This window comes from Rhizobium sp. BK456 (genome assembly GCF_014194045.1).
In the GTDB taxonomy this organism is placed as follows: Bacteria; Pseudomonadota; Alphaproteobacteria; order Rhizobiales; family Rhizobiaceae; genus Rhizobium; species Rhizobium redzepovicii.
On sequence record NZ_JACIAO010000006.1, the window covers coordinates 100855 to 124578 of the forward strand.

General features: G+C 61.8%; 18 protein-coding genes. 12 read left to right on the plus strand and 6 right to left on the minus strand.

All coding sequences use genetic code 11. From position 1 onward, the window contains the following. Positions 1-102: 102 nt before the first annotated feature. The 4 genes from gltX to FHX03_RS18335 form a co-directional block, all read right to left on the minus strand. Positions 103-1557 carry a glutamate--tRNA ligase gene (gene gltX, locus FHX03_RS18320; RefSeq protein WP_097628676.1) on the minus strand — a complete coding sequence of 485 codons (1455 nt, stop codon included), beginning with the start codon at positions 1555-1557 and terminating at the stop codon, positions 103-105. A gap of 242 nt (positions 1558-1799) precedes the next feature. Then, complete coding sequence (locus tag FHX03_RS18325; protein WP_097628677.1) at positions 1800-2549, minus strand: TerC family protein; 750 nt, start codon at positions 2547-2549, stop codon at positions 1800-1802. A 157-nt stretch (positions 2550-2706) separates the two neighbouring features. Continuing rightward, complete coding sequence (locus FHX03_RS18330) at positions 2707-3546, minus strand: AraC family transcriptional regulator (protein WP_183854894.1); 840 nt, start codon at positions 3544-3546, stop codon at positions 2707-2709. Between the two features lie 105 nt (positions 3547-3651). Then, positions 3652-4332 carry a TetR/AcrR family transcriptional regulator gene (locus FHX03_RS18335; RefSeq protein WP_003590194.1) on the minus strand — a complete coding sequence of 227 codons (681 nt, stop codon included), beginning with the start codon at positions 4330-4332 and terminating at the stop codon, positions 3652-3654. Positions 4333-4484: 152 nt separating this feature from the next. Between FHX03_RS18335 and FHX03_RS18340 the strand changes: the two genes are divergently transcribed. The 5 genes from FHX03_RS18340 to xylA all read left to right on the plus strand — a co-directional run bounded on the left by FHX03_RS18340 (position 4485) and on the right by xylA (position 11510). Next, complete coding sequence (locus FHX03_RS18340; RefSeq protein WP_183854896.1) at positions 4485-5705, plus strand: HlyD family secretion protein; 1221 nt, start codon at positions 4485-4487, stop codon at positions 5703-5705. 27 nt (positions 5706-5732) lie between these two features. Continuing rightward, complete coding sequence (locus tag FHX03_RS18345; RefSeq protein WP_097628681.1) at positions 5733-7331, plus strand: DHA2 family efflux MFS transporter permease subunit; 1599 nt, start codon at positions 5733-5735, stop codon at positions 7329-7331. 207 nt (positions 7332-7538) lie between these two features. After that, positions 7539-8561, plus strand: coding sequence for a LacI family DNA-binding transcriptional regulator (locus FHX03_RS18350; RefSeq protein WP_097628682.1), 1023 nt, complete (start codon positions 7539-7541; stop codon positions 8559-8561). A gap of 19 nt (positions 8562-8580) precedes the next feature. Then, the gene (gene xylB / locus FHX03_RS18355; RefSeq protein ID WP_183778577.1) at positions 8581-10035 is read left to right on the plus strand and encodes a xylulokinase; all 1455 of its coding nucleotides are present in this window, start codon (positions 8581-8583) and stop codon (positions 10033-10035) included. A 164-nt stretch (positions 10036-10199) separates the two neighbouring features. Then, positions 10200-11510: a xylose isomerase gene (gene xylA, locus FHX03_RS18360; RefSeq protein WP_097628684.1), complete on the plus strand. Its 1311-nt coding sequence runs from the start codon at positions 10200-10202 to the stop codon at positions 11508-11510. A gap of 61 nt (positions 11511-11571) precedes the next feature. Here xylA and FHX03_RS18365 read toward each other — a convergent pair whose 3' ends face one another. Next, the gene (locus FHX03_RS18365) at positions 11572-12603 is read right to left on the minus strand and encodes a LacI family DNA-binding transcriptional regulator (protein ID WP_097628685.1); all 1032 of its coding nucleotides are present in this window, start codon (positions 12601-12603) and stop codon (positions 11572-11574) included. 272 nt (positions 12604-12875) lie between these two features. On the opposite strand from FHX03_RS18365, the gene FHX03_RS18370 reads away from it, so the two are divergent. The 5 genes from FHX03_RS18370 (at position 12876) to FHX03_RS18390 (ending at position 19243) form a co-directional block, all read left to right on the plus strand. After that, positions 12876-14402 (plus strand): sugar ABC transporter ATP-binding protein, encoded by a 1527-nt coding sequence (locus FHX03_RS18370; RefSeq protein WP_097628686.1) that lies wholly within the window; start codon positions 12876-12878, stop codon positions 14400-14402. 59 nt (positions 14403-14461) lie between these two features. Continuing rightward, the gene (locus tag FHX03_RS18375; RefSeq protein ID WP_003590206.1) at positions 14462-15466 is read left to right on the plus strand and encodes an ABC transporter permease; all 1005 of its coding nucleotides are present in this window, start codon (positions 14462-14464) and stop codon (positions 15464-15466) included. A 100-nt stretch (positions 15467-15566) separates the two neighbouring features. Beyond that, the gene (locus FHX03_RS18380; RefSeq protein WP_003590207.1) at positions 15567-16514 is read left to right on the plus strand and encodes a substrate-binding domain-containing protein; all 948 of its coding nucleotides are present in this window, start codon (positions 15567-15569) and stop codon (positions 16512-16514) included. A 249-nt stretch (positions 16515-16763) separates the two neighbouring features. Further along, positions 16764-17816 carry a sugar phosphate isomerase/epimerase family protein gene (locus tag FHX03_RS18385; RefSeq protein ID WP_003566650.1) on the plus strand — a complete coding sequence of 351 codons (1053 nt, stop codon included), beginning with the start codon at positions 16764-16766 and terminating at the stop codon, positions 17814-17816. 239 nt (positions 17817-18055) lie between these two features. Then, positions 18056-19243, plus strand: a complete 1188-nt coding sequence (locus FHX03_RS18390) for a Gfo/Idh/MocA family protein (protein ID WP_097628687.1) — start codon at positions 18056-18058, stop codon at positions 19241-19243. Between the two features lie 76 nt (positions 19244-19319). Here the strand turns inward: FHX03_RS18390 and FHX03_RS18395 are convergent, their stop codons facing one another. Further along, a complete protein-coding gene (locus tag FHX03_RS18395; RefSeq protein ID WP_097628688.1) occupies positions 19320-19724 on the minus strand; it encodes a DoxX family protein in 405 nt (134 codons plus the stop codon). Positions 19725-19961: 237 nt separating this feature from the next. Here FHX03_RS18395 and FHX03_RS18400 point away from each other — a divergent pair, with 237 nt between their 5' ends. Together FHX03_RS18400 and FHX03_RS18405 are read left to right on the plus strand one after the other, a co-directional pair. Next, positions 19962-21347 (plus strand): GH1 family beta-glucosidase, encoded by a 1386-nt coding sequence (locus FHX03_RS18400; RefSeq protein WP_183854898.1) that lies wholly within the window; start codon positions 19962-19964, stop codon positions 21345-21347. Positions 21348-21470: 123 nt separating this feature from the next. After that, positions 21471-23684: a putative bifunctional diguanylate cyclase/phosphodiesterase gene (locus tag FHX03_RS18405; RefSeq protein ID WP_183854900.1), complete on the plus strand. Its 2214-nt coding sequence runs from the start codon at positions 21471-21473 to the stop codon at positions 23682-23684. The last annotated feature ends 40 nt before the right edge of the window (positions 23685-23724 follow it).

Below are 23724 nucleotides of genomic sequence, written 5' to 3' on the forward strand. Positions count from 1 at the left end.
GCCTCATCGATGCGGCACGAATTCTAAATCAATGCTTCCGCGGTTCGAAGCGCGGCGGCTGGCTCGGCCTGACCCTCCCCACAAGGGGGAGGGCTTCGGCTGTCATTTCGAGCCGACGAGGGCGGCGACGGCCTGGGATGCGAGCTTCAGGCGCTGGCGCACGACGGAGCGGCCGAGGATCGCCATGGAATCGAAGAGCGGCAGCGAACGCGACGAGCCTGACACGGCGACGAAGAGCGGCGAAACCACGACCTTCAGCTTCTTGCCCATGCGGTCGGCAACGGCGCGCAGCTCCGCCTCGATCGTCTCGACATTCCATTCCAGGATCTTTTCCAGATCCGGCTGAACGGTGTTGAGGATCTCCAGGATCTCTTCCGGCGGAGACTTGATCTTGGCGAAGTCGGACGGCTGCAGGCCGAGATCGGACTTCAGCAGGAAACCGGCGAGATCGGGCAGCTCGCCGAGCTTGGAAATGCGCGTCTGCGACAGGCGGAGACCCGCCTTCAGGCGGTCGTTTTCCATCGCCCAGCTGAGCACCCGCGCCTGGAATTCCTCTTCGGACAGTTTCTCGCGGATCCAGCGGCCGTTCAGCCAGTCGAGCTTCTGGATATCGAAGATCGCGCCGGCCTTGGAAAGGTTCTCCGGGTCGAACTTTTCCGACAGCTCGTCCATCGTAAGCAGCTCTTCGCCTTCGGCGATCTGGATGAAGAACAGGCCGAGGAAGTTCATCAGCGCCTCGGGGATATAACCGAGCGCCGAATAATAGGAGATCGAGGTCGGGTTCTTGCGCTTCGACAGCTTGGACTTGTCGGCATTGCGCATCAGCGACAGATGCATGAAGACCGGCTGGTCCCAGCCGAAATAGCGATAGAGCAGGATGTGCTTCGGCACCGAAGCCAGCCATTCCTCGCCGCGCGCCACATGGGTGATCTTCATCAGATGGTCGTCGATGACGTTGGCCATGTGATAGGTCGGCATGCCGTCGGCCTTGATCAGCACCTGCATGTCGACGGAATCCCAGGGGATGGAGACATCGCCGTAGACGCCGTCGGTGAAGTCGCAGGAGCCTTCAGCCGGGATCTTCATGCGGATGACGGTCGTCTCGCCGGCTGCCATGCGCGAGGTCACTTCCTCGGCCGTCAGGCTGAGGCAGAGGCCGTCATATTTCGGCGGCTTGCCGGCGGCGCGCTGCGCCTCGCGCATCTGTTCTAGACGCGCGGGCGTGCAGAAACAGCGGAAGGCGTGGCCCTTGTCCAGCAGTTCCTCAGCGTAAGGCTGGTACATCGGCTTGCGGTCGGACTGGCGATAGGGACCGTAGGGACCGCCGATATCAGGGCCTTCCTTCCATTCCAGCCCGCACCATTTCAGGGCATCCAATACCTTTGTCTCGAATTCCGGGGTCGAGCGCGTCGCGTCGGTATCCTCGATGCGCAGGATGAACTCGCCGCCGTGCTTCTTGGCGAAAAGGTAGTTGAAGAGAGCGATGTAAGCGGTGCCGACATGCGGCTCGCCGGTCGGCGAGGGAGCGATGCGGACGCGGACGCCGGAAGTTGTCATTGGTATGGCCCGTCAATGAACGCCGGACGGCTTTCCGGGGAAAGCGACGTGCGGCCGAAGGATGCAGATATCTTCATCGGCAAACCGGCCGAAAAAGGGCATGCGCCCGCACTATCCGCCGATCGTCCGTTCGGCTGGCCTTAGGCCATATTCAACCGGGCGCGTCAAGAAAAACCACGTCTGCAAAGGCCCGGGGCAGTGAGGACGGTGCGCCGGTTGCGACGCGCCGTCCCGCTTCCGTCTCAGTGGGCGCCGTCGCGTTTCTGCTTGCGGGCGTTGCGCGCGATCATGTTCAGCACCTCGACCGCTGCCGAGAAGGCCATGGCGGCGTAGATGTAGCCCTTCGGCACATGGAAGCCCATGCCTTCGGCGATCAGCGTCGTGCCGATCATCAGCAGGAAGGCGAGCGCCAGCATGACGATCGTCGGGTTCCGCTCGATGAAGTTGGCAAGCGGGTTTGCGGCCACCAGCATGACGGTGACGGCGGCGATGACGGCGATCACCATGATCGGCAGATGCGGGGTCATGCCGACGGCGGTGATGATGCTGTCGACGGAGAAGACAAGATCGAGCAGCAGGATCTGGCCGATTGCCGATGCGAAGCCGGTTGTGACGGATTTCGCGATGAAATCCTCCTGATGGTCCACGGGGTCGACGGTGTGGTGAATTTCCTTGGTGGCTTTCCAGACGAGGAACAGGCCGCCGGCGATCAGGATCAGGTCCTTCCAGGAGAAGCCGTGTCCGAAGGCCTCGAACAACGGTTCGGTCAGTTGCACGATCCAGGCGACGGTGCCGAGCAGTCCCAGGCGCATGACCAGCGCCAGACCGATGCCGATCTTGCGGGCCTTCTCCCGGTGCTCGGGCGGCAGTTTGTTGGTGAGAATGGAAATGAAGATCAGATTGTCGATCCCGAGAACGACTTCCATCACCACCAGCGTGATGAGCGCCACCCAGGCGGCCGGATCCTGAATGAGCGTCATGATTTCCTGCATCAGCGTATACCTCTTTGCGTCACATGATGAATGACGCGCGCAATGTAATGTCGGCGGCCTGCCACGCAAGCGTCGCAAGGGGGTATACGAGATCGATGCGACTTTTATTCCCTAGAAGAGGATGATGTCGTCCGCAAACCGCTCGCACTTTCCGGCATCATGCTCTGATCGGCAGCCAGATTTCGGTGACGCCCATGCCGGTATAGGGGTCGAAGCGCTCGTCGTAGCGTTCGAACATGTCGGGGGTCTCGCCATGCTCCAGGCCGGAGGTCGGCCACCATGTGCCGAAAATCCGGTGCATGGTCGCGGGGATGCCGGAGACATGGCCGCGATGAGTGAAGACGACGTAGCGCTGGCCCGGAAGCTTGAGCGTTGCAAAATCCGCCGGCAGATCACCGGCATCGGAGATTTCGGCCGCGGCCATATAGCGGAATTTCTCCGCTTCGCCGTCGATATGCGTGCAGATGCCGTAGGCGACGTTGCCTTTCTGGCCCGAAATATGGCCGAAATGGGCATTGAACTTCTGCCAGAGCGAGGGAATGGCGGCATTGCCGCCATAGGGGTAGATCTCCTGCAGGCCGGCAAAGAGCATCGGCTGAAGGGTTTCGAAGCGGGGCGGTTCGAGGTCGTTGAGGTGGACGGGGTCCATTCTGATCGGCTCCAGCAAGACAAGGTTACGGGCGTGCTCCTGCCGGCGCACCGCATCCGGCGTCATGCCGAACTGATCGCGGAAGGCACGGGTGAAAGCTTCGTGCGAGCCGTAGCCCGAGCAAAGCGCAACCTCGAGAATGGTGGATGAGCCGCCGACAAGCGCGGGCAAGGCGCGGCTGAGGCGCCGTCCTCTGATATAGCCGCTGATCGAGTGGCCGGTGACGAGCCCGAAGACGCGTGACAGATGGTAACGCGACAATCCGGCTGCTTCCGATATCTCTTCCAGCGATAGATCGCTTTCGAAATGGCTCTCTATGAACCATATCGCCCGTGCGATGGCGCTCATCCTTACTCCCCTGGTTACCGCTTCTTTCTTAGAGAAATGCCGGCAGCCGGGTTTGATCGTAGTTGCGGAGTTTCGGCCGGTCGGCAGCGGCCGTCAAGGATGCGGTCAGGCGCTCTCGTGCCGGCGCGCGCCGTAGGCGGCCATGAAGACCCGGATCGCGCCGCGGATGACGCGCTCGATTTCGTCGCGATGCGGCGGCTCTTCCATGCTTCCGAACAGGCGGAGCTTGAAGAAACTGCCGCTGGCAAGGTCGAGAAACTGGCCGGCAGCCAGATCGATATCGTCGATCTCGAGCCTGCCTTCGGTGATCTGCCGTTCTAGGAAATCGCGCATGATGGTGCGCAGGTTTTCCGGGCCTTTGAAGAAGCGTTGACAGAGCACCGGCATGCGGTCGCGCACGCCAAGAACGGTGCGCATCGCGTTGATGACCTTTTCATCGGTCATATGGGTGACGAAGCTTATGCCGAATTCGTACAGGCCGGCTTCGGGATCGTCATGTTCGGCAAGGGCTGTCCGTACGGCCGCCACGAAGGCAGCGCGCTCGGCCTCGATCATCGCCGAAAACAGTTCTTCCTTGTTGGTGAAATAGACGTAGAGCGTGCCCTTGGAGACGCCGGCCTCGCGCGTCACGTCGTTCATGCTGGCGGCGTCGAAGCCCATCTTCATGAAGACACGCTTGGCGCCGGCGAGAATCTGCTGGCGCTTGGCCGGGTCTTCGCCCGCGGCAAACCTGCCTCCGCCAACGGGAGGGCTGAAGACGGCGGCGTGGTCGGGTTTCAACGTCATATCTCTATTAACCGTGTTCACGGTTTCGCATTTTCTTTAAAGAAATCGAACCGATTGGTTCTATACATCTTGATATGACGATAAAACAGGTTTAAGTCAACTGAACCGAACCGTTCAGTTCGATTATTTACTCCAAGATCGGTAAAGTGGTCATGTCGAGCAACCAGAAAAGCAACGTCGCGCGGATTGTCACCGAAAACGCCGAAGCCGAAGAGGCAAAGGCCGAAGTCGCGACCGTTGCCGAAGCTCCGATGGCGGAAGCCCTGGAAAAGCCGTCTGCCCCCGCGCAGTCGGCGCCGGCTTCAGCTCCGGTCGCTGCACCTGCAGCTCCGAAGAAGCGCCGCAGCCCGGTACTGCCGATCGTCGTGCTCGCCATTCTGGCGGGTGGCGGCTGGTATGGTTACGAATGGTGGACGAACGGCCGCTTCATGGTGTCGACCGACGACGCCTATATCGAGGGCGATATCGCAACGATTTCGCCGAAGGTCACGGGCTACGTCGCGAAGGTGAATGTGGTCGCCAACCAGGAAGTCAAAGCGGGCGACGTGCTTGCCACGCTTGATAACGGCGACTATCAGAACGCCCTCGATCAGGCGCAGGCCCAGATCGCCACCGAACAGCTTTCGCTGCAGCGCATCGACGCGCAGATCGAAGGCGCCAATGCCAGCCTCGTACAGGCGCGGGCGCAAAAGGTGGCACTCGAAGCGGCCGTTCGCGGTGCCGAGATTACCCAGAAGCGCCAGAGCGAGCTGCAGGCGAAGTCGGTCGGCACTGCCGCCGATCTCGACAATGCCAATATCGCGCTCGACCAGGCCAAGGCCAATCTTGCCGGCGGCGATGCCAATATCACCGCCGCGCAGGCCAACATCACCATCCTTCAGGCGCAGCGCAAGGAGGCCGAAGGTTCGGTTCGGTCGCTGGAAATTTCGCGCGACAAGGCCGCCCGTGACCTCTCCTTCACCGTGCTTAAGGCGCCCTATGACGGCATCGTCGGCAACCGCTCGGTCCAGGAAGGCGATCTCGTTTCGCCCGGCCAACGCCTGATGGCGCTCGTTCCGGTGCGTGAGCTCTATATCGACGCCAACTTCAAGGAAACGCAGATCCAGCATCTGGTTGCGGGCTCGAAGGTCAACGTCCATGTCGATGCCTATAGCGACCATCCTGTCGTCGGCACCGTCGAATCGATCTCGCCGGCGTCCGGCTCGGTGTTCTCACTGCTGCCGCCGGAAAATGCGACGGGCAATTTCACCAAGGTGATACAACGCGTGCCGGTGCGCATCGCGCTACCGCAGGACGCGCTCGACAGCGGGCGTCTGCGCGCGGGCCTCAGCGTCGTCGTCGACGTCGATACCCGCACGGCGCCGAGCAAGTGAGCCTGTAGACAAGGCGGAGGTTCTCCGATGGCCGGAAGCGCGACAGCAACAGCGGGAACGATTCCGGCAGCGCCTGCCCACGCCGACGAGCGCATGGATCCGAGGAAGCTCATCGCCTTCTTCGCGATGGTGCTCGGCATGTTCATGTCGATCCTCGACATTCAGATCGTCTCGGCCTCGCTCGCCGAAATCCAGGCTGGCCTTTCGGCCGGCAGCGACGAAGTCGGCTGGGTGCAGACGGCCTATCTGATCGCTGAGGTGATCATGATCCCGCTTTCGGGCACGCTGGCGCGGATCATTTCGACGCGTTATCTTTTCGCGATCTCGGCCGCCGGTTTCACCATGGCGAGCGCGCTCGCCGCGACGGCGACCAATATCGACCAGATGATCGTCTACCGCGCCATTCAAGGCTTCATCGGCGGCGGCATGATCCCGTCGGTGTTCGCGGCCGCCTTCACCATCTTCCCGGCGTCGAAGCGCAGCATCGTTTCGCCGATCATCGGCCTGATCGCGACACTGGCGCCGACCATCGGCCCGACGGTCGGCGGTTATCTTAGCCACGCTTTCTCCTGGCACTGGCTGTTCCTCGTCAATATCGTTCCCGGCATCATCGTTACGATCGTCACCTGGAACTTCATCGATTTCGACAAGCCGGAACTGTCGCTCTTCAAGAAGTTCGACTGGTGGGGACTGATCTCGATGGGCATCTTCCTGGGCACGATGGAATATGTGCTCGAAGAGGGCAATTCGAACGACTGGTTCAACGACAGTTCCATCGCAATTGCCGCCGTCGCCTCGGGCGTTGGAGCCATCATCTTCTTCTATCGCGCCTTCACGGTGGAGTTCCCCGTCGTCGATCTCAAGGCCTTTGCGAACCGGAATTTCTCCTTCGGCTCGATCTTCTCCTTCGTCATGGGTATCGGCCTCTATGGTCTCACCTATATTTACCCGGTCTATCTCGGCCGCATCCGCGGCTATGATTCGCTGATGATCGGCCAGACGATGTTCGTCTCCGGGCTTGCGATGTTCTTCACCGCACCGATCGCCGGCCGGCTGTCGACGAAGATGGACCTGCGCCTGATGATGGTGATCGGTTTCATCAGCTTTGCCGCCGGCACATACATCATGATCCACCTGACGGCGGATTGGGACTTTTACGAACTGTTCATCCCGCAGATCCTGCGCGGTTTCGGGCTGATGATGTGCATGGTGCCGATCAACAACATCGCGCTCGGCACGATGCCGCCCTCGCGCATCCGCGGCGCATCCGGCCTGTTCAACCTGACCAGAAACCTCGGCGGCGCCGTCGGCCTTGCTGTGATCAACACCGTGCTCACCAACCGGCAGGACGTGCATTACGAGCGCCTGCGGGAAAATATGGACTGGGGCAATCCGGCGGCGATCGACCAGATGAACAATATGACCGCCAATTTCAACACATACGGCATGGATGGCGCCTCGGTTGCGATCAAGCAGATGGTCGGCCTTGCCACCAAGCAGGCGGTGATCCTGTCCTTCAGCGACGTGTTCCTGATCCTGACCGCGCTTTTCGTTGCGATGATCTTCGGTGTCGCGATGATCAAGAAACCCGCACCGCAAGGTGGGGGAGGCGGTGGCGGCCACTGACCTCCGGCCTGCCGCCCCATGGAAAGGTCCTCTCCGGAGGACCTTTTTATTTGCCGTTTTCCAGCCCTTATGTCATCAGCATGTAATCCTCGGTCGGCTTGGTCCCAAGCAGACGGCCGGCGGGAAAAACTGTGCGCCAATCGGCCTGTTCGATTTTTTGATTTACGTACATCAAATTTGGCGCTAATGGTCTCGTCAGGAGGAATGATGAGGCCAACAGTTCACGATATCGCCGCCGCCGCCGGGGTCAGCCTTGCGACTGTCGACCGGGTTCTCAACCAGCGCCCGGGCGTGCGTCACGTCACGCGGGAGAAGGTCGAGACCGCAATCCGCGACCTCGGTTATATCAGGGACGTGGCCGCCGCAAATCTTGCCAAGGGGCGCACCTATCCGCTGGTCTTCATCCTGCCCGCCAGCGACAATTCCTTCATGCATGGGCTGAATGCCGAGATCCGGCAGGCGGTTCTGCGCTCGCCGGCCGAGCGCACCGATATCCGCATCATTGAGGTGCCGGCCTTCGATCCGGCCGCCCTGGTCTCCGTGCTCGAAGGGCTTTCCCGGGAAAAGCCTTGCGGCATCGCGATGGTCGCGACCGATGCGCCTGAGGTGCGCGCCGTCGTCGACAGACTGGTGCGCGAGCGCTTTCCCATCGTCACCCTGGTTTCCGATCTCACCGGGTCGCTTCGCCATCATTATGCCGGCGTCGACAATATCGCGGCCGGCCGGACGGCGGCGCGTCTGCTCGGCCGCTTTCTCGGGCCGCGAAAGGGTGAGATCGCCGTGCTCGCCGGCTCCATGCTGGTGCGCGACCATCGCGAGCGGCTGGAAGGTTTTGCCGCTGTGATGGCTGAAGAATTTCCCGATCTTGCGATCCTGCCGGTTCTCGAAGGCCGCGACGACCCCGAGGTCGCCCACAGGCTGGTTGCCGATGCACTCGGGAATGCCGGCATCGTCGGCATCTACAGCCTCGGCGCCGGCAATCGCGGCCTCATTCGGGCGCTGAAGGAGAAGGCTGCCGACCGGACGCTGACCGTGGTTGCCCACGAACTGACCGCACATACGCGCGCAGCGCTCATCGACAACACGATCGATGCGATCCTCAACCAGGACGCCGGCCATGAAGTGCGCAGCGCCATCCGCATATTGAAAGCCAAAGCGGACGGCCTTGCCGTCATCGCAGCGCAGGAGCGCATCCGCCTCGACATATTCCTGAAGGACAATCTGCCGTAACGGCAAAGGAGAATACCCCATGTATCTCGGTCTCGATCTCGGAACCTCCGGCGTCAAGGCGATGCTGATCGACGGCGATCAGAAGATCGTCGGCTCGGCCGATGGTTCGCTCGACGTCTCGCGCCCGCATTCCGGCTGGTCGGAGCAGGAGCCGTCCCACTGGGTGCGTGCCACCGAAGAGGCCGTCGCCGGCCTGAAGGCGAAACATCCGAAAGAGCTTGCCACGGTCAAGGGCATCGGCCTTTCCGGCCAGATGCACGGGGCGACGCTCATCGATGCCGCCGACAAGGTGCTTCGCCCCTGCATCCTCTGGAACGACACGCGCAGCCACGTCGAGGCTGTAGCCCTCGATGCCGATCCGCGCTTCCGCGCGCTGACCGGCAACATCGTCTTCCCCGGCTTCACGGCGCCGAAACTCGCCTGGGTCAGGAAGCATGAGCCTGAGGTTTTCGCGAAGGTCGCCAAGGTGCTCTTGCCGAAGGACTATCTGCGCCTTTGGCTGACCGGCGACTATATCTCCGAAATGTCGGATTCGGCCGGCACCTCCTGGCTCGACACCGGCAAACGCGCCTGGTCGTCCGACTTGCTCGCTGCCACCGATCTTTCCGAGGAGCAGATGCCGGCGCTCATCGAAGGCACCGAGCAAGCTGGTCAGTTGCGGGCAGAACTTGCGGCGCAATGGGGCATATCCGGCAATGTCGTCGTGGCCGGCGGCGCCGGCGATAATGCCGCCTCGGCCTGCGGCATGGGCACGGTCAGCGATGGCGCTGCCTTCGTTTCGCTCGGCACGTCAGGTGTGCTTTTTGCCGCCAACGGCTCCTATCTGCCGAAGCCGGAAAGTGCTGTGCATGCCTTCTGCCACGCGCTGCCGAACACCTGGCACCAGATGGGCGTCATCCTCTCGGCCACCGATGCGCTCAACTGGCATTCCGGGGTGACCGGCAAGTCGGCGGCCGATCTCACTGGCGAACTCGGCGAGACGCTGAAGGCGCCGACCGGCGTCACCTTCCTGCCCTATCTTTCCGGCGAGCGCACGCCGCACAATGATGCCGTCATCCGCGGCGCCTTCATCGGCCTCGAACATGAAAGCAGTCGTGCCGTTCTCACCCAGGCGGTGCTCGAAGGCGTGGCCTTTGCCATCCGCGACAATCTCGAAGCGCTGCGTTCGGCCGGCACCGGCATCTCCCGCGTCACGGCGATCGGCGGCGGTTCGCGCTCGCATTACTGGCTGGCGTCGATCGCGACTGCGCTCGGCGTCCCGGTCGACCTGCCCGCCGATGGCGATTTCGGCGCGGCCTTCGGCGCCGCGCGCCTCGGCCTGATTGCTGCGACGGGTGCCGATCCGATTGCCGTCTGCACGCCGCCGGTGACATCAGGCACGATCGAGCCGGTGTCGGCGCTGAGCGGCGCTTACGAGGATGCCTATAGGCGCTATCGCGCACTCTATCCGGCGATCAAGTCGCTGGCGCATTGAGAACTGGCCGGCGGCCCCTCATCCGCCTGCCGGCACCTTCTCCCCGCTGGGAGAAGAGATTCGCGGCGGCGCCTCAGTTCCCTTCGCACGTGGGGAGAAGGCTCGGATGAGGGGCCGGATGGCACAACCGATAAGACTGAATTACGAACCCCAAGGAGACCAAGATGAGCACCGGATTTTTCGGCGATATCCAGAAAGTAAAATACGAAGGCCCCGACAGCACCAATCCGCTGGCCTTCCGCTACTACCAGCCTGATGAAATCGTCATGGGCAAGCGCATGGAAGACCATTTGCGCTTTGCGGTGGCCTATTGGCACACCTTCACCTGGCCGGGCGGCGATCCCTTCGGCGGCCAGACCTTCCTGCGTCCCTGGTTCGAGGACACGATGAAGGCCGCCAAGCTCAAGGCCGACGTCGCCTTCGAATTCTTCTCGCTGCTTGGCTCGCCCTACTACTGCTTCCATGATGCCGACGTGCGTCCAGAGGGCAGAAATTTCGCCGAGAACACCAAAAACCTCAATGAGATCGTCGACTACTTCGCCGAAAAGCAGGCCGCGACCGGCACCAAGCTGCTCTGGGGCACGGCGAACCTCTTCTCCAACCGCCGCTATATGTCGGGCGCGGCGACCAACCCCGATCCCGATGTCTTCGCTTTCGCAGCGGCGACCGTGAAGACGTGCATCGACGCGACGCAGAAGCTCGGCGGTGAGAACTATGTGCTCTGGGGCGGCCGCGAAGGTTACGAGACGCTGCTCAACACCGATCTCAAGCGGGAGCTCGACCAGCTCGGGCGCTTCCTCAACCTCGTCGTCGAATACAAGCACAAGATCGGCTACAAGGGCACGATCCTGATCGAGCCGAAGCCGCAGGAGCCGACGAAGCACCAGTATGATTACGACGTCGCGACCGTCTACGGCTTCCTCAAGAAGCACGGCCTCGAAAACGAGGTGAAGCTCAATATCGAGCAAGGCCATGCGATCCTGGCCGGCCACTCCTTCGAGCACGAGCTGGCGCTTGCCAATGCGCTTGGCATCTTCGGCTCGATCGACATGAACCGCAACGACTACCAGTCCGGCTGGGATACCGACCAGTTCCCGAACAATGTTCCCGAAATGGCGCTTGCCTACTACCACGTTCTGGCAGGCGGCGGCTTCAAGACCGGCGGCACCAACTTCGACTCGAAGCTTCGCCGCCAGTCGCTCGACCCGGCGGATTTGCTGATCGGTCATATCGGCGGCATGGATTGCTGCGCCCGCGGCCTGAAGGCCGCCGCCAGGATGATCGAGGACAAGGCTCTGTCACAGCCGCTCGCCGATCGTTATGCCGGCTGGGAAACGGCTGAAGCGCAGAAGCTCTTCCGCGGCGAATATTCGCTGGATGAGATCACGAACTGGGTCGAGACCAAGGACGTCAACCCGCAGCCGAGATCCGGCAAGCAGGAACTGCTCGAAAACGTCGTCAACCGTTACGTCTGATCACGCGTGCCGGCGGTCATCGGCCGCCGGCGCAATTTTTTGTCGCCGGCTATATCTCTGTTCAGCGCTTCAACCAGTTGCGCGATGGTGCGGAGACGGAGTTTCGAACCACCAGATCCGGCCGCAGCAGGATTTCCGTCTCGGTCGGCCGGCCATCGGACAAGAGCTCCAGCAGCAGCGCCATCGCCTGTTTGCCGATTGCCGTTCGCGGCTGGCGGATGGTCGTCAGCGGCGGGGATATGAAGACGGCCTGCGGCACGTCGTCGAAACCGGTCACCGAGAAGTCCCTTGGAATGTCATAACCTCGCGCGCCGAGGCCGACCATGACGCCGATCGCCGTCTGATCGTTCACGCACATGAAAGCGGTGGGAAGCGTGTCGCGCATGAAAAGCTGCTCCACAGCATGCCGGCCGCTTTCGATCGTGCCGTCGCCTTCGAGCACGATCCTCAGATCGGGCGGGATGCCGGCGGCATCGAGACCGGCATCGTAGCCCATGCGGCGCCTGATATAGGCAAGCCGGGTGCGGGAATCACCGATGAAGGCGATCTTGCGATGACCTTCGGCCAATAGCAGGTCCACCGCCTTTCGCGCCCCCTCGGTATCGTCGACGCCGACATAGGGAATACCGCCGTTGAAGACGGGCTCGAAAACACCGACACTCGGCGGCAGCCGCGCCGTCATCGTCTGATGCCCGAAGGGCAGGATGCCGGTGAACAGGATCAGCCCGGCAGCTTGGTTGGAATTCAAGAATTTGAGATATTCGAGCCCGCGCTGGGCGTCGTTCTGCGTGTGGCCGATCAGGATACCGTAGCCATGCGCGCGCGCCTCGTTTTCCAGCCCGACGAGAATGTTGGAGAAATTGGGGTCGCCGATGTCGGGCGCCACCACGAGGATCATGTTGGAACGGCCGAGCCTCAGGCTGCGGGCCATGGCATTGGTGGTATAGCCGGTGACGGCGATCGCCTGGTTGACCTTGAGTCTGGTGGAGTTGGCGACCTTCTCCGGCATATGGATCGCCCGGGACACCGTCGCGATGGAGACCTCGGCGATCCGGGCGACGTCTTCGATTGTTGCGGGTGTGGAATTCGACACTGAGCTCTGCCTTGGGCTGTCTTCGCCGCGACACTACACAGACTTGTCGACAGGTCAAAGGCAGGCTTCAACGGATCTGCGTAAATCCACCATGTAAACCTTTACATGCCAGATGTAAAGGTTTACATAAACTTCAATGCGGACGGGAGCCGCAGCGCACAGCACCCGAAAACAGCAAGCGGTTTTCAGAATGGGAATGTGCGCTAGTTCAAGGTGATGGAGCGGCGCCGGCAGGTTCTGCCGGATGCAAGGCGCTCTTGGGGGAGGGCATAATGACCGTGGAGATCGCCGACACCGCACCCGTGGTGCTGTCCGCCAGGCGTATATGCAAATCCTTCAGCGGCGTGCAGGTGCTTTTCAGCGTCAATTTCGATCTCCGCGCCGGCGAAATCCATGCGTTGATGGGTGAAAACGGCGCCGGCAAATCCACGCTCGTCAAGGTGTTGTCCGGTTTCGAGCAGCCGAGTTCCGGTGAGATCCTGCTTGACGGCAAGCCCGTCGTTCTGCCGCCGAATGGCGCCGCCGAGGCGCTCGGCATCGTCATCATTCACCAGGAATTCAACCTCGCCGAACATCTGACCGTGACGGAGAGCCTCTTCCTCGGACGCGAAGTCACACGCTTCGGCGTGCTCGACCGCAAATATATGCGCTCGGAGACACGCAAAGTTCTCGATGTGCTCGGTTCGCATGTCGATGAAAATGCGCTGATCAGCACGCTGTCCATCGCCGACAAGCAGATGGTCGAAATCGCCAAGGCCATCAGCCGCGACGCGCGGGTCGTGTTCATGGATGAGCCGACCGCAGTCTTGTCGCGGGAAGAGACCAATATGCTGTTCAAGCAGGTCCGCAAGCTGCGCGATCAGGGCACCAGCTTCGTCTTCGTTTCGCATAAGCTCGATGAAGTGATGGAATTGACCGATCGTGTCACGGTGCTGCGCGACGGCCAATGGATCAAGACGTCGCCGACATCCATTCTGGACGGGGAATCGATTGCGCAGCTGATGGTCGGTCGCGAACTTTCCAGCCTTTATCCCGCCAAGGTCGAGCCGGATGTCGACGAGGAGATCGTCTTGAGCGTCGCCTCGGTGTCGACGGGTTATGTCAAAGATGCGAGTTTCGAGGTGCGCAAGGGCGAGATCATCGGTTTTTCCGGCATGATCGGCTCCGGCCGCACCGAGCTGATGGAAGCGATCGCCGGGTTGCGGACCCGTCTCGAGGGCGAGGTGGTGATCAAAGGGGCCGCCGTTCCCTCCGGCGACGTGCATGCCGCCAATCGCTGCGGCCTCGCCTATATGACCAAGGATCGCAAGTCGAAGGGCCTGCTGCTGCGTTCCGGCATGGTCACCAATCTGACGCTGCAATCGCTCGGAAGGCATTCTCGCCGAGGGTATCTCAGCCCCGGCAGCGAAGCGGCCGCGATGGCAAAGGCCAAGCGGCGCTTCGACATCCGGGTTCGCGACGGCAATATCGTCGCCGGCCGGATGTCCGGCGGAAACCAGCAGAAGCTGCTGCTGGCCAAGGTCATGGAGACCGAGCCCGACATCATCATCATCGACGAGCCGACGCGCGGCATCGATGTCGGCACCAAGCAGCAGATCTATCATTTCATCTCGGCGCTGGCCCGGGACGGCCGGTCGATCATCATCGTCTCGTCGGAGATGCCCGAGGTCATCGGGCTTTGCACGCGGGTCGTGGTGATGCGCGAAGGGCATATCGTCGGCGTACTCGAAGGGGACGAGATCTCCGAGCAGGAGATCATGCGTTATGCCGCCGGGCTGAAGAGGAAAGCGGCGGCCTGAGCGCCGCAGCGGACAGATAAGATGCCCAGAAAGAATGGGGCGGGAGGTTGGTTTTGGAAATGAGTGTCAACGAGGAGACCAGGGAAATCCGGCGCCGATCCTGGCGGGATGTCGATCTGCGTGCGGTCGCGCCTTTCGTCGCCCTGGCGCTGCTTCTGATCGTCGGAGCCCTGGTCAATCCCAATTTTATCGGCATCACGAATCTTGCCAATGTCGCGACGCGCAGCGCCTTCATCGCCATCATCGCGGTCGGCGCGACTTTCGTGATCTCGGCCGGTGATCTCGACCTGTCGGTGGGTTCGATGGTGGCCTTCGTCGCCAGCCTGATGATCCTGCTGATGAACTCTGGCGCCATCGAAAACCCCGCTCTGATGCTGACGGTCGCAGTCGTCTTCACGCTGGTCGCCGGCGCGCTTTGCGGCCTGGCGAATGGCCTGATCACCACGGTGGGCAAGATCGAACCCTTCATCGCGACGCTCGGCACGATGGGCATCTATCGCGGCCTGACGACATGGCTGTCGCAGGGCGGCGCGATCACGCTTCGCTCCGCCGATATCCAGACGCTCTATCGTCCCGCTTATTTCGGCACCATCGCCGGAGTGCCGATCCCGATCGTGGTGATCCTGGCGGTGACGGCGGTTGCGGCCTTCATTCTCTACCGCACCCGCTACGGGCGCCATGTCGTCGCTGTCGGGTCGAACAGCGATGTCGCCCGTTATTCCGGCATCGCGGTCAATCGTGTGCGGACGATCGCCTTCGTTATCCAGGGCCTGTGCGTCGCCATTGCCGTGCTGCTCTATGTTCCCCGTCTCGGCTCGACCTCGGCGACGACAGGCATCCTGTGGGAGCTGCAGGCGATCACGGCGGTCGTGGTCGGCGGCACGGCGCTGAAGGGCGGCGCCGGTCGGGTCTGGGGCACGATCTGCGGCGCCTTCATTCTCGAACTCGTCGGCAACATCATGCTGCTTTCGAATTTCATCAGCGAGTATCTGATCGGCGCCATCCAGGGTGCGATCATCATCATCGCCATGTTCGTGCAGCGCTCGCTGGTGCGCAAATCATGAATTGCCCCGGTTTGCATTGATCGGGCTCAGGATTGACCGGACTTACAGGGCGTCCGGTCCCGATATGGAAAAGACCCTGAAATTATTGGGAGGAAATGGCATGCGTAAATTGATGTTGGGCCTGGCGGTTGCGGCGGTGACGTTCGCCGGCGCCGCTCACGCCGAGGATAAGAAATTCACGATCGGTGTGTCCATTCCGGCCGCCGACCACGGCTGGACGTCGGGCGTGGTCTTCCATGCCGAACGTGTCGCCAAGCTGCTGATGGCCGAACATCCCGGTCTCAACGTCATCGTCAAGACCTCGCCGGACGCTGCCAGCCAGGCAAATGCCGTGCAGGATCTCGACACGCAGGGCATCGACGCCCTGGTCATCCTGCCGTCGGATCCGGATCCGCTCGTCAACGCCATCAAGGAAGTCAAGGGCAAGGGCAAGTTCGTCGCTCTCGTCGACCGCGCGCCGTCGAGCAACGACAACTCCGTGCGCGACCTCTATGTCGCCGGCAACAATCCGGCGCTCGGCGAAGTCGCCGGCAAGTACATCAAGGACACCACGCCGGATGCCGAAGTCGTCATTATCCGCGGTCTGCCGATCCCGATCGACCAGCAGCGCCAGGACGGCTTCGACAAGGGCATTGCCGGATCGAAGGTCAAGGTTCTCGACCGCCAGTACGGCAACTGGAACCGCGACGATGCCTTCAAGGTCATGCAGGACTACCTGACCAAGTATCAGAAGATCGACGTCGTCTGGTGCCAGGACGACGACATGGCCGTCGGCGTTCTGCAGGCCATCGAGCAGGCCAAGCGCACCGACATCAAATATGTCGTCGCCGGCGCCGGCTCCAAGGACATGGTCAAGAAGGTCATGGACGGCGACAAGATGATCCCGGTCGACGTTCTCTATCCGCCGGCAATGGTCGGCACGGCCATGGAACTGACGGCGGCCGCCCTCTACGATCAGGTCCCGGTTCACGGCAGCTACATCCTCGACGCGACTCTCGTCACCAAGGACAATGCCAAGGACTTCTACTTCCCGGATTCTCCGTTCTGATCCATCGGCCGGCGACATGCGCCCATTCGAAAGGATGGGCGCATTTTATGCTTCCATATACGTACGCAGCTGAAAATGCTGCACGTACCTCTTGCCCGCCAAAGCCCAGCATGATTAGCTCGCAGCCGTATCGCATCCGGCCTTGCGCCAAAACGCGAGCTGAGGGCGAGGAGGCGCCTTGCGCCCGCCAAATTGCGTGCTACAACACTTCAGAAACGTTTACGGTCGATATTCAGGGAGGAATCTGACATGAAGACGATCAAGGGCCCCGGCCTTTTCCTTGGCCAGTTCGCGGGCGATGCCGCGCCTTTCAATTCCTGGGACGCGATCACCAAATGGGCGGCCGACATCGGTTACAAAGGCGTCCAGGTGCCGACCTGGGCGAGCCAGTTGATCGATCTGAAGAAGGCTGCGACCTCCAAGGATTATTGCGACGAATTCGCCGGCAAGGCCCGCGAAAACGGCATCGAGATCACCGAACTCTCCACCCATCTGCAGGGTCAGCTCGTCGCCGTTCATCCGGCCTATGACGAAGCCTTCGACGGGTTTGCTGCTCCTGAGGTGCGCGGCAATCCCAAGGCCCGTCAGGAATGGGCGGTCGAGCAGGTCAAGATGGCGCTGACGGCATCGAAGAACCTCGGCCTGAAGGCGCATGCGACCTTTTCCGGCGCGCTCGCCTGGCCGTTCATCTATCCCTGGCCGCAGCGTCCCGCCGGCCTGGTCGAAACCGCCTTCGACGAACTTGCCCGCCGCTGGACGCCGATTCTCAACCATGCCGACGAAAACGGCATCGACGTCTGCTACGAGATCCATCCGGGTGAAGACCTGCATGACGGCATCACCTTCGAGATGTTCCTGGAGCGCGTGAAGAACCATCCGCGCGCCAACATGCTCTACGATCCCTCGCACTACGTCCTGCAGTGCCTCGATTATCTGGACAACATCGACATCTACAAGGACCGCATCAAGATGTTCCACGTCAAGGATGCGGAGTTCAACCCGACCGGACGCCAGGGCGTCTACGGCGGCTATCAGGGCTGGGTGGAACGGGCCGGCCGCTTCCGCTCGCTCGGCGACGGCCAGGTTGATTTCGGCGCGGTGTTCTCGAAGATGACGGCCAATAATTTCGACGGCTGGGCCGTGGTCGAATGGGAATGCGCGCTGAAACATCCGGAAGACGGCGCTCGCGAAGGGGCCGAATTCGTTGCCGCCCATATCATCCGCGTCACCGAGAAAGCCTTCGACGATTTCGCCGGCAGCGGCACGGATCAGGCGGCCAATCGGCGGATGCTGGGACTCTGAGACACAAGGCGTGCCGCGAGGACTGGCTGCCCCTCACCCTAACCCTCTCCCCGTTATGACGGGAGAGGGGACCTGCCCCACGAGATGTTGGAGTGGGACGGAGGCGGCGCGACATATCCCTTCTTCCCGCTGGCGGGGGTCTGAAAGACGGGTCGAGACCCGTGGCTCGACCCAGGCAAAGGTGGCGGCAGCCGGATGAGGGGCGCATCCGCACCAAGTTAAATTCCAGGAGGACAAGAATGGCAATCGAAGCATCATCCGAACAGACCCGTGAGCCGCGCATCCGGCTCGGCATGGTTGGCGGCGGCGCCGGCGCGTTCATCGGTGCGGTGCACCGGATCGCGGCGCGCATCGACGATCAGTACGATCTCATCGCCGGCGCGCTGTCGTCGACGCCTGAAAAGGCGGTTCAGTCGGGCCGCGATCTCGGCCTCGATCCGTCGCGGACCTATTCCAGCTACCGCGAGATGGCGATCCGCGAGGCGAAGCTGAAGAACGGCATCGAGGCGGTAGCGATCGTCACGCCGAACCATGTGCATTACGACGCCGCCAAGGAATTCCTGAAGCGCGGCATCCATGTCATCTGCGACAAGCCGCTGACATCGAACCTTTCCGATGCGAAGAAGCTGAAGAAGATCGCCGACGACAGCGGCGCGCTCTTCGTGCTGACGCATAATTACACCGGTTATCCGATGGTCCGCCAGGCACGCGAGATGATCGCCAACGGTGAACTCGGCGATATCAGGGTCGTCCAGGCTGAATATCCGCAGGACTGGCTGACCGAGGCGGTTGAACAGACCGGCCAGAAGCAAGCCGCCTGGCGCACCGATCCGGCACAATCCGGCGTCGGTGGCTCGACAGGCGATATCGGCACCCATGCCTATAATCTCGCCGCCTTCATATCCGGACTGGAACTCGACAGCCTCGCTGCCGATCTCGACAGCTTTGTCCCCGGCCGCCGGCTGGATGACAATGCCCATGTCATGCTGCGCTTCAAGGCAAAGGGTTCGGAGAAGCCGGCTAAGGGCATGCTCTGGTGCAGCCAGGTGGCGCCCGGCCATGAGAACGGCCTGATGGTGCGCGTCTACGGCAGCAAGGGCGGCCTGGAATGGACCCAGAAGGATCCGAACTATCTCTGGTACACGCCATTCGGCGAGCCGAAACGGCTGATCACCCGGGGCGGCGCCGGTTCGGGCGCGGCTGCCGGCCGCGTCACGCGCGTGCCATCTGGACATCCGGAGGGTTATCTCGAGGCCTTTGCGACGATTTACACGGAAGCCGCGCATGCGATCAATGCCCGTAAGAAGGGCAAGACCGTCGACAAGGCGGTGGTCTATCCCACCGTCGATGACGGCGTGAAGGGGGTGGCCTTCGTCGAGGCTTGCGTCGCGTCCTCGAAGAAGAACGGCGCATGGGTCAAGGTCTGACCTTACCGATCCGCATCGCCCAATGAAAAACGCCGAGGTGGGCTTAAAAGTCGCCTCGGCGTTTTGTTTATAGTGATCAGGCAGCAGCGGTACGGCCGCGCTTCAGCAGGTTGTCAACGCTGAGCGGTCCGGCGCCTGCCGCCACCAGATACAGAAAGACGAAGCAGAACAGGATCGCCGCGACGCCGCCGTTCTGTGCAGGGTAGATGCCCTTCGAGGCATGCCCGATGAAATAGGCGAAAGCCATCAGGCCCGAGAGCACGAAGGCTGCGATTCGGGTCTGGAATCCGACCAGAACCAGGAAGCCTAGGGTGAGTTCGATCAGCCCGGCAATCCACGAGAGCGAGCCTGCGGGCGGCACGCTGGCAGCGGCCGGAAAATGCAGAATCTTCTGCGTTCCGTAGCTGAACAGCACAAGTGACGAGACGATGCGCAGCAGGCTCAGCAGATGGGGCTGCAACAGATGGATCGAAGACAGCATCGGATTCCTTTCATGTTTTGCGATGTCTTGTTTGCGATGACTTGGCGGTGTCCGCGATCGCCGGCCCGACATCAAGTCACGACTGGTGACATTCGCGTTATGAGGGCAGTCGCCGCCTGTTTGTGTGTCTCCTGTAACGTTGCAGTTTTTCCACTCCCCGGCCTGTACTTTGCTTTCCGGCTTGGCTAAATCCGAGCCCGGACGATCCATTCACACGCTGAGAAATGGGATTTACAGATGATCGATGCGAAGACGCTTGCAAGCCGCCTTCCCGGCGATTTCACCTTCGGCGTCGCCACCGCCGCCTTCCAGATCGAAGGTGCTGGTAAGGCCGACGGGCGCAAGCCATCCATCTGGGATGCTTTCTGCAATATGCCCGGCCGAGTTTCTAATCGCGATAATGGCGACATCGCCTGCGACCACTATAACCGGCTGGAGCAGGATCTCGATCTTATCAAGGATATGGGTGTCGAAGCCTACCGCTTCTCGATCGCCTGGCCCCGCATCATCCCCGACGGCACGGGTGCGGTGAACGAGGCCGGGCTCGATTTCTACGACCGGCTGGTCGACGGCTGCAAGGCGCGCGGGATCAGGACCTTTGCCACGCTCTATCACTGGGACCTGCCGCTGCTGCTGGCCGGCGACGGCGGCTGGACGGCGCGCTCGACCGCCTATGCCTTTCAGCGCTACGCCAAGACGGTGATGAACCGGCTTGGCGATCGTCTCGACGCCGTCGCGACCTTCAATGAGCCGTGGTGCATCGTCTGGCTGAGCCACCTCTATGGCATCCATGCGCCGGGCGAGCGCAATATGCAGGCCGCCCTTCACGCCATGCACTACATGAACCTTGCCCACGGTCTCGGCGTCGAGGCGATCCGCTCGGAAGCCCCTGCGGTGCCCGTCGGGCTCGTGCTCAACGCCGCCTCGATCATCCCCGGCTCCGAGAGCCCGGCCGATCTTGCCGCCGCCGAACGCGCGCATCAGTTCCACAACGGGGCCTTCTTTGATCCCGTCTTCAAGGGTGAATATCCGAAGGAATTCGTCGAGGCGCTCGGTGAGCGCATGCCTGTCATCGAGGACGGCGACATGATGCTGATCAGCCAGAAACTCAACTGGTGGGGTCTGAATTACTACACGCCCCAGCGCGTCACCGACGATGCCGAACGCAACGGTGATTTCCCCTGGACGGTGAAAGCGCCGCCGGCAAGCGACGTCAAAACCGATATCGGTTGGGAAATCTATACGCCGGGATTGAAGCTGCTGGTCGAGGACCTTTACCGTCGCTACGAACTGCCGGAATGCTACATCACCGAGAACGGCGCCTGCGACAACACCGGTATCGTCGACGGCGAAGTCGACGATACCGTGCGTCTCGATTATCTCGGCGACCATCTCGATGTCGTGGCAGGCCTCATCAAGGACGGTTATCCCATGCGCGGCTATTTCGCCTGGAGCCTGATGGATAATTTCGAATGGGCGGAAGGTTACCGCATGCGTTTCGGCCTCGTCCATGTCGATTATCAGACCCAGTTGCGCACGGTGAAGAAGAGCGGCAAGTGGTATCGCGAACTCGCAGCACAATTCCCGAAGGGCAATCACAAGGCGGGTTTGTGGGACAGCTGACCTTGTTTCTCTCATTTTCCGCATCGGCAGGCAAAGAAATAGGCCCTCGCAAATCTTCAACAGTTGGTTGCTTAAACGTTTTTGAACTCTTGGCTGGCAAAGTCAGACGGTCAGGGAGCCGTGATGCAGACAGCCGGAAAGTCGCAGAGCAAGGGTTTGGGAGTAGGCCGTCACATCACCGTTACGGGGGTGCTTTTCTCCTTTGCCGTCATCGTTGCAATCGTCACCGTCATGGTGCTGACGGCGCTCGAGCGCGTGGCCGAAAATGCCAATCTCCTCGATGACGAGCGCTCGCGCGAAACGACGATCGGGGCGTTGAAGACTTTCGAGGACCAGCTCGGCGCGACGCTCGACGATTACGCCGCCTGGGACGATGCCGCCGTCAACGTCTATTCGCCAGACGGCATGGCCTGGACGGTGAGCAATTACGGCGAGATGTCGGTCAACAGCTCGCTTTTTGACATGGCGATTGTCATCGATGACGGGAAGAAGCCGATCATGGCCTATCGCGACGGCAAGCCGATGGAGGATCCGCTTGCGGATTTCTTCGCGCCGTCGCTCTGGACCCTGTTCGACGCGGCCAAGGCGGCCGACCCGGCCGGGACTCCCCAGGCAGTCGGCTTCGTCACCACCAAACGCGGTGTTGCTGCTGTCGGCGTCGCCCTGGTGCGGAAAAAATCCGGTGCGCTGGATGCGCCTGCCGGCCAGCATCGCTATCTCGTCTTCGCCCGCCATCTCGACAATGACCGGGTGACCGCGCTCGGCCAGACCTATGTCATCGGTGGGCTGAGGCTGGCGCCGGCGAGCTTCGAGGCCGATTATTTTGTGCCGATCGTCGATCCGACGGGGGCAACGCTTCAAAAGCTTGTCTGGACCTCGCGTTCGCCGGGTGATGTCGGCTACGCACAGGTGCGACCGATGGTCCTGCAGGCGCTCGGCCTTGTCGGGCTGTTCTTCGTGGTGCTGCTGGTCATCGGCTGGTTCACCGGCCGCCGGCTGAAGGCCGATGAAAACAGCGCCCGCGAGGAGACGCTGCGCGACCGGCTGAGCGGCCTTTCCAATCGCGACGGTCTTGGGCTTGCCGTCGACCGTTTCGTCGTCGAGGCGCGCCAGACCAAACGCAACGTGCTGCTCCTCTATCTCGACCTCGACGGCTTCAAGGAAGTCAATGACAGTTATGGCCACGGCACCGGCGATCAGTTGATTCGCGCGGTCGCGGCCGGTCTCGACGTGCTTATTCCGCAAGGCGCGGTTCTTGCTCGCATCGGCGGCGATGAATTTGCGATCGCCTTTCTCTCGGATGGCGAGAATGCCGCGGCCCTGCAACTTGCCGAGCAGATCCTTGATTTTCTGGTCGAGCCGCTGGAGATCGGTCGCCGCGTCGTTGTTGTCGGGGCCAGCATTGGCATCGCCATGTCGCCCGCCGGCACCATCGGCCGGGAGGAGCTGGTGCGCCGCTCCGACCTTGCCATGTACAAGGCGAAGGAAGCCGGCCGTGCGCGCATGACGCTTTACGATCCGTCGATGGATGCCGACCGGGAGCAGCGCAATGCGCTGGAACTCGACCTCAGGATGGCCATCGAAAGCGGTGATCTAACGCTCGCCTACCAGCCGCTGATCGATGCGGCCTCGTATGCGCCGACCGGCGTCGAGGCGCTGGTGCGCTGGAACCGTCCGGGTCATGGCCCTATCTCGCCCGAGGTGTTCATCCCGATCGCCGAGACGAGCGGCCTCATCGAATCGCTCGGCCTGTTCGTACTGCGCAAGGCCTGCGAAACAGCCAAGCAATGGCCGGAACTCAACGTTTCGGTCAACGTCTCCCCTGGCCAGTTCCGCAATCCCGCTTTTGCCGATTATGTGCGCTACGTGTTGAAGCAGACGGAGGTCGAGGCCGCCCGCATCACGCTCGAGATCACCGAAGGCTACATGATCCAGAATCCGCAGCGCACCCGCCAGTCGATCGAACGGCTGAAGGCGCTGGGGGTCAAGGTGGCGCTCGACGATTTCGGCTCCGGCTTCTCGTCAATCGGTTACCTCAGGCAGTTCGGCTTCGACCGCATCAAGATCGACCGCTCGCTGGTCATGGGGGTCAATGAGGACAAGCGCCAGCGCGAGATGCTGCAGGCGACCGTGGCGCTTGCCCGCTCTCTCGACATTCCGGTGACCGCCGAGGGCATCGAGACCGAGGAGCAGGCAATCGCCATGCGCCTGTTCGGCTGCGATTGCCTGCAGGGTTATCTGTTCGGAAAACCGATGACCGCCGATCTGATCACCGAGATGCTGCACGCGCGGCATACAGCCGAACCGGAAGGCCGGCGCCGTCTCGGCTCAGCCTGAAGGGCGCTGGGAGATTTTCCTAACACGCGGCTGATCCGGA

Bases quoted from the DNA above. Each gene is read 5' to 3' on its own strand.
- xylB (WP_183778577.1), top strand. From the start codon at position 8,581: ATGTATCTCGGTCTCGATCTCGGAACCTCCGGCGTCAAGGCGATGCTG.
- FHX03_RS18385 (WP_003566650.1), top strand. From the start codon at position 16,764: ATGAAGACGATCAAGGGCCCCGGCCTTTTCCTTGGCCAGTTCGCGGGC.
- FHX03_RS18395 (WP_097628688.1), bottom strand. From the start codon at position 19,724: ATGCTGTCTTCGATCCATCTGTTGCAGCCCCATCTGCTGAGCCTGCTG.
- FHX03_RS18345 (WP_097628681.1), top strand. From the start codon at position 5,733: ATGGCCGGAAGCGCGACAGCAACAGCGGGAACGATTCCGGCAGCGCCT.
- FHX03_RS18330 (WP_183854894.1), bottom strand. From the start codon at position 3,546: ATGAGCGCCATCGCACGGGCGATATGGTTCATAGAGAGCCATTTCGAA.
- FHX03_RS18335 (WP_003590194.1), bottom strand. From the start codon at position 4,332: ATGACGTTGAAACCCGACCACGCCGCCGTCTTCAGCCCTCCCGTTGGC.
- FHX03_RS18390 (WP_097628687.1), top strand. From the start codon at position 18,056: ATGGCAATCGAAGCATCATCCGAACAGACCCGTGAGCCGCGCATCCGG.
- gltX (WP_097628676.1), bottom strand. From the start codon at position 1,557: ATGACAACTTCCGGCGTCCGCGTCCGCATCGCTCCCTCGCCGACCGGC.
- FHX03_RS18380 (WP_003590207.1), top strand. From the start codon at position 15,567: ATGCGTAAATTGATGTTGGGCCTGGCGGTTGCGGCGGTGACGTTCGCC.
- FHX03_RS18370 (WP_097628686.1), top strand. From the start codon at position 12,876: ATGACCGTGGAGATCGCCGACACCGCACCCGTGGTGCTGTCCGCCAGG.
- FHX03_RS18405 (WP_183854900.1), top strand. From the start codon at position 21,471: ATGCAGACAGCCGGAAAGTCGCAGAGCAAGGGTTTGGGAGTAGGCCGT.
- FHX03_RS18375 (WP_003590206.1), top strand. From the start codon at position 14,462: ATGAGTGTCAACGAGGAGACCAGGGAAATCCGGCGCCGATCCTGGCGG.
- FHX03_RS18325 (WP_097628677.1), bottom strand. From the start codon at position 2,549: ATGCAGGAAATCATGACGCTCATTCAGGATCCGGCCGCCTGGGTGGCG.
- FHX03_RS18340 (WP_183854896.1), top strand. From the start codon at position 4,485: ATGTCGAGCAACCAGAAAAGCAACGTCGCGCGGATTGTCACCGAAAAC.
- FHX03_RS18350 (WP_097628682.1), top strand. From the start codon at position 7,539: ATGAGGCCAACAGTTCACGATATCGCCGCCGCCGCCGGGGTCAGCCTT.
- FHX03_RS18400 (WP_183854898.1), top strand. From the start codon at position 19,962: ATGATCGATGCGAAGACGCTTGCAAGCCGCCTTCCCGGCGATTTCACC.
- xylA (WP_097628684.1), top strand. From the start codon at position 10,200: ATGAGCACCGGATTTTTCGGCGATATCCAGAAAGTAAAATACGAAGGC.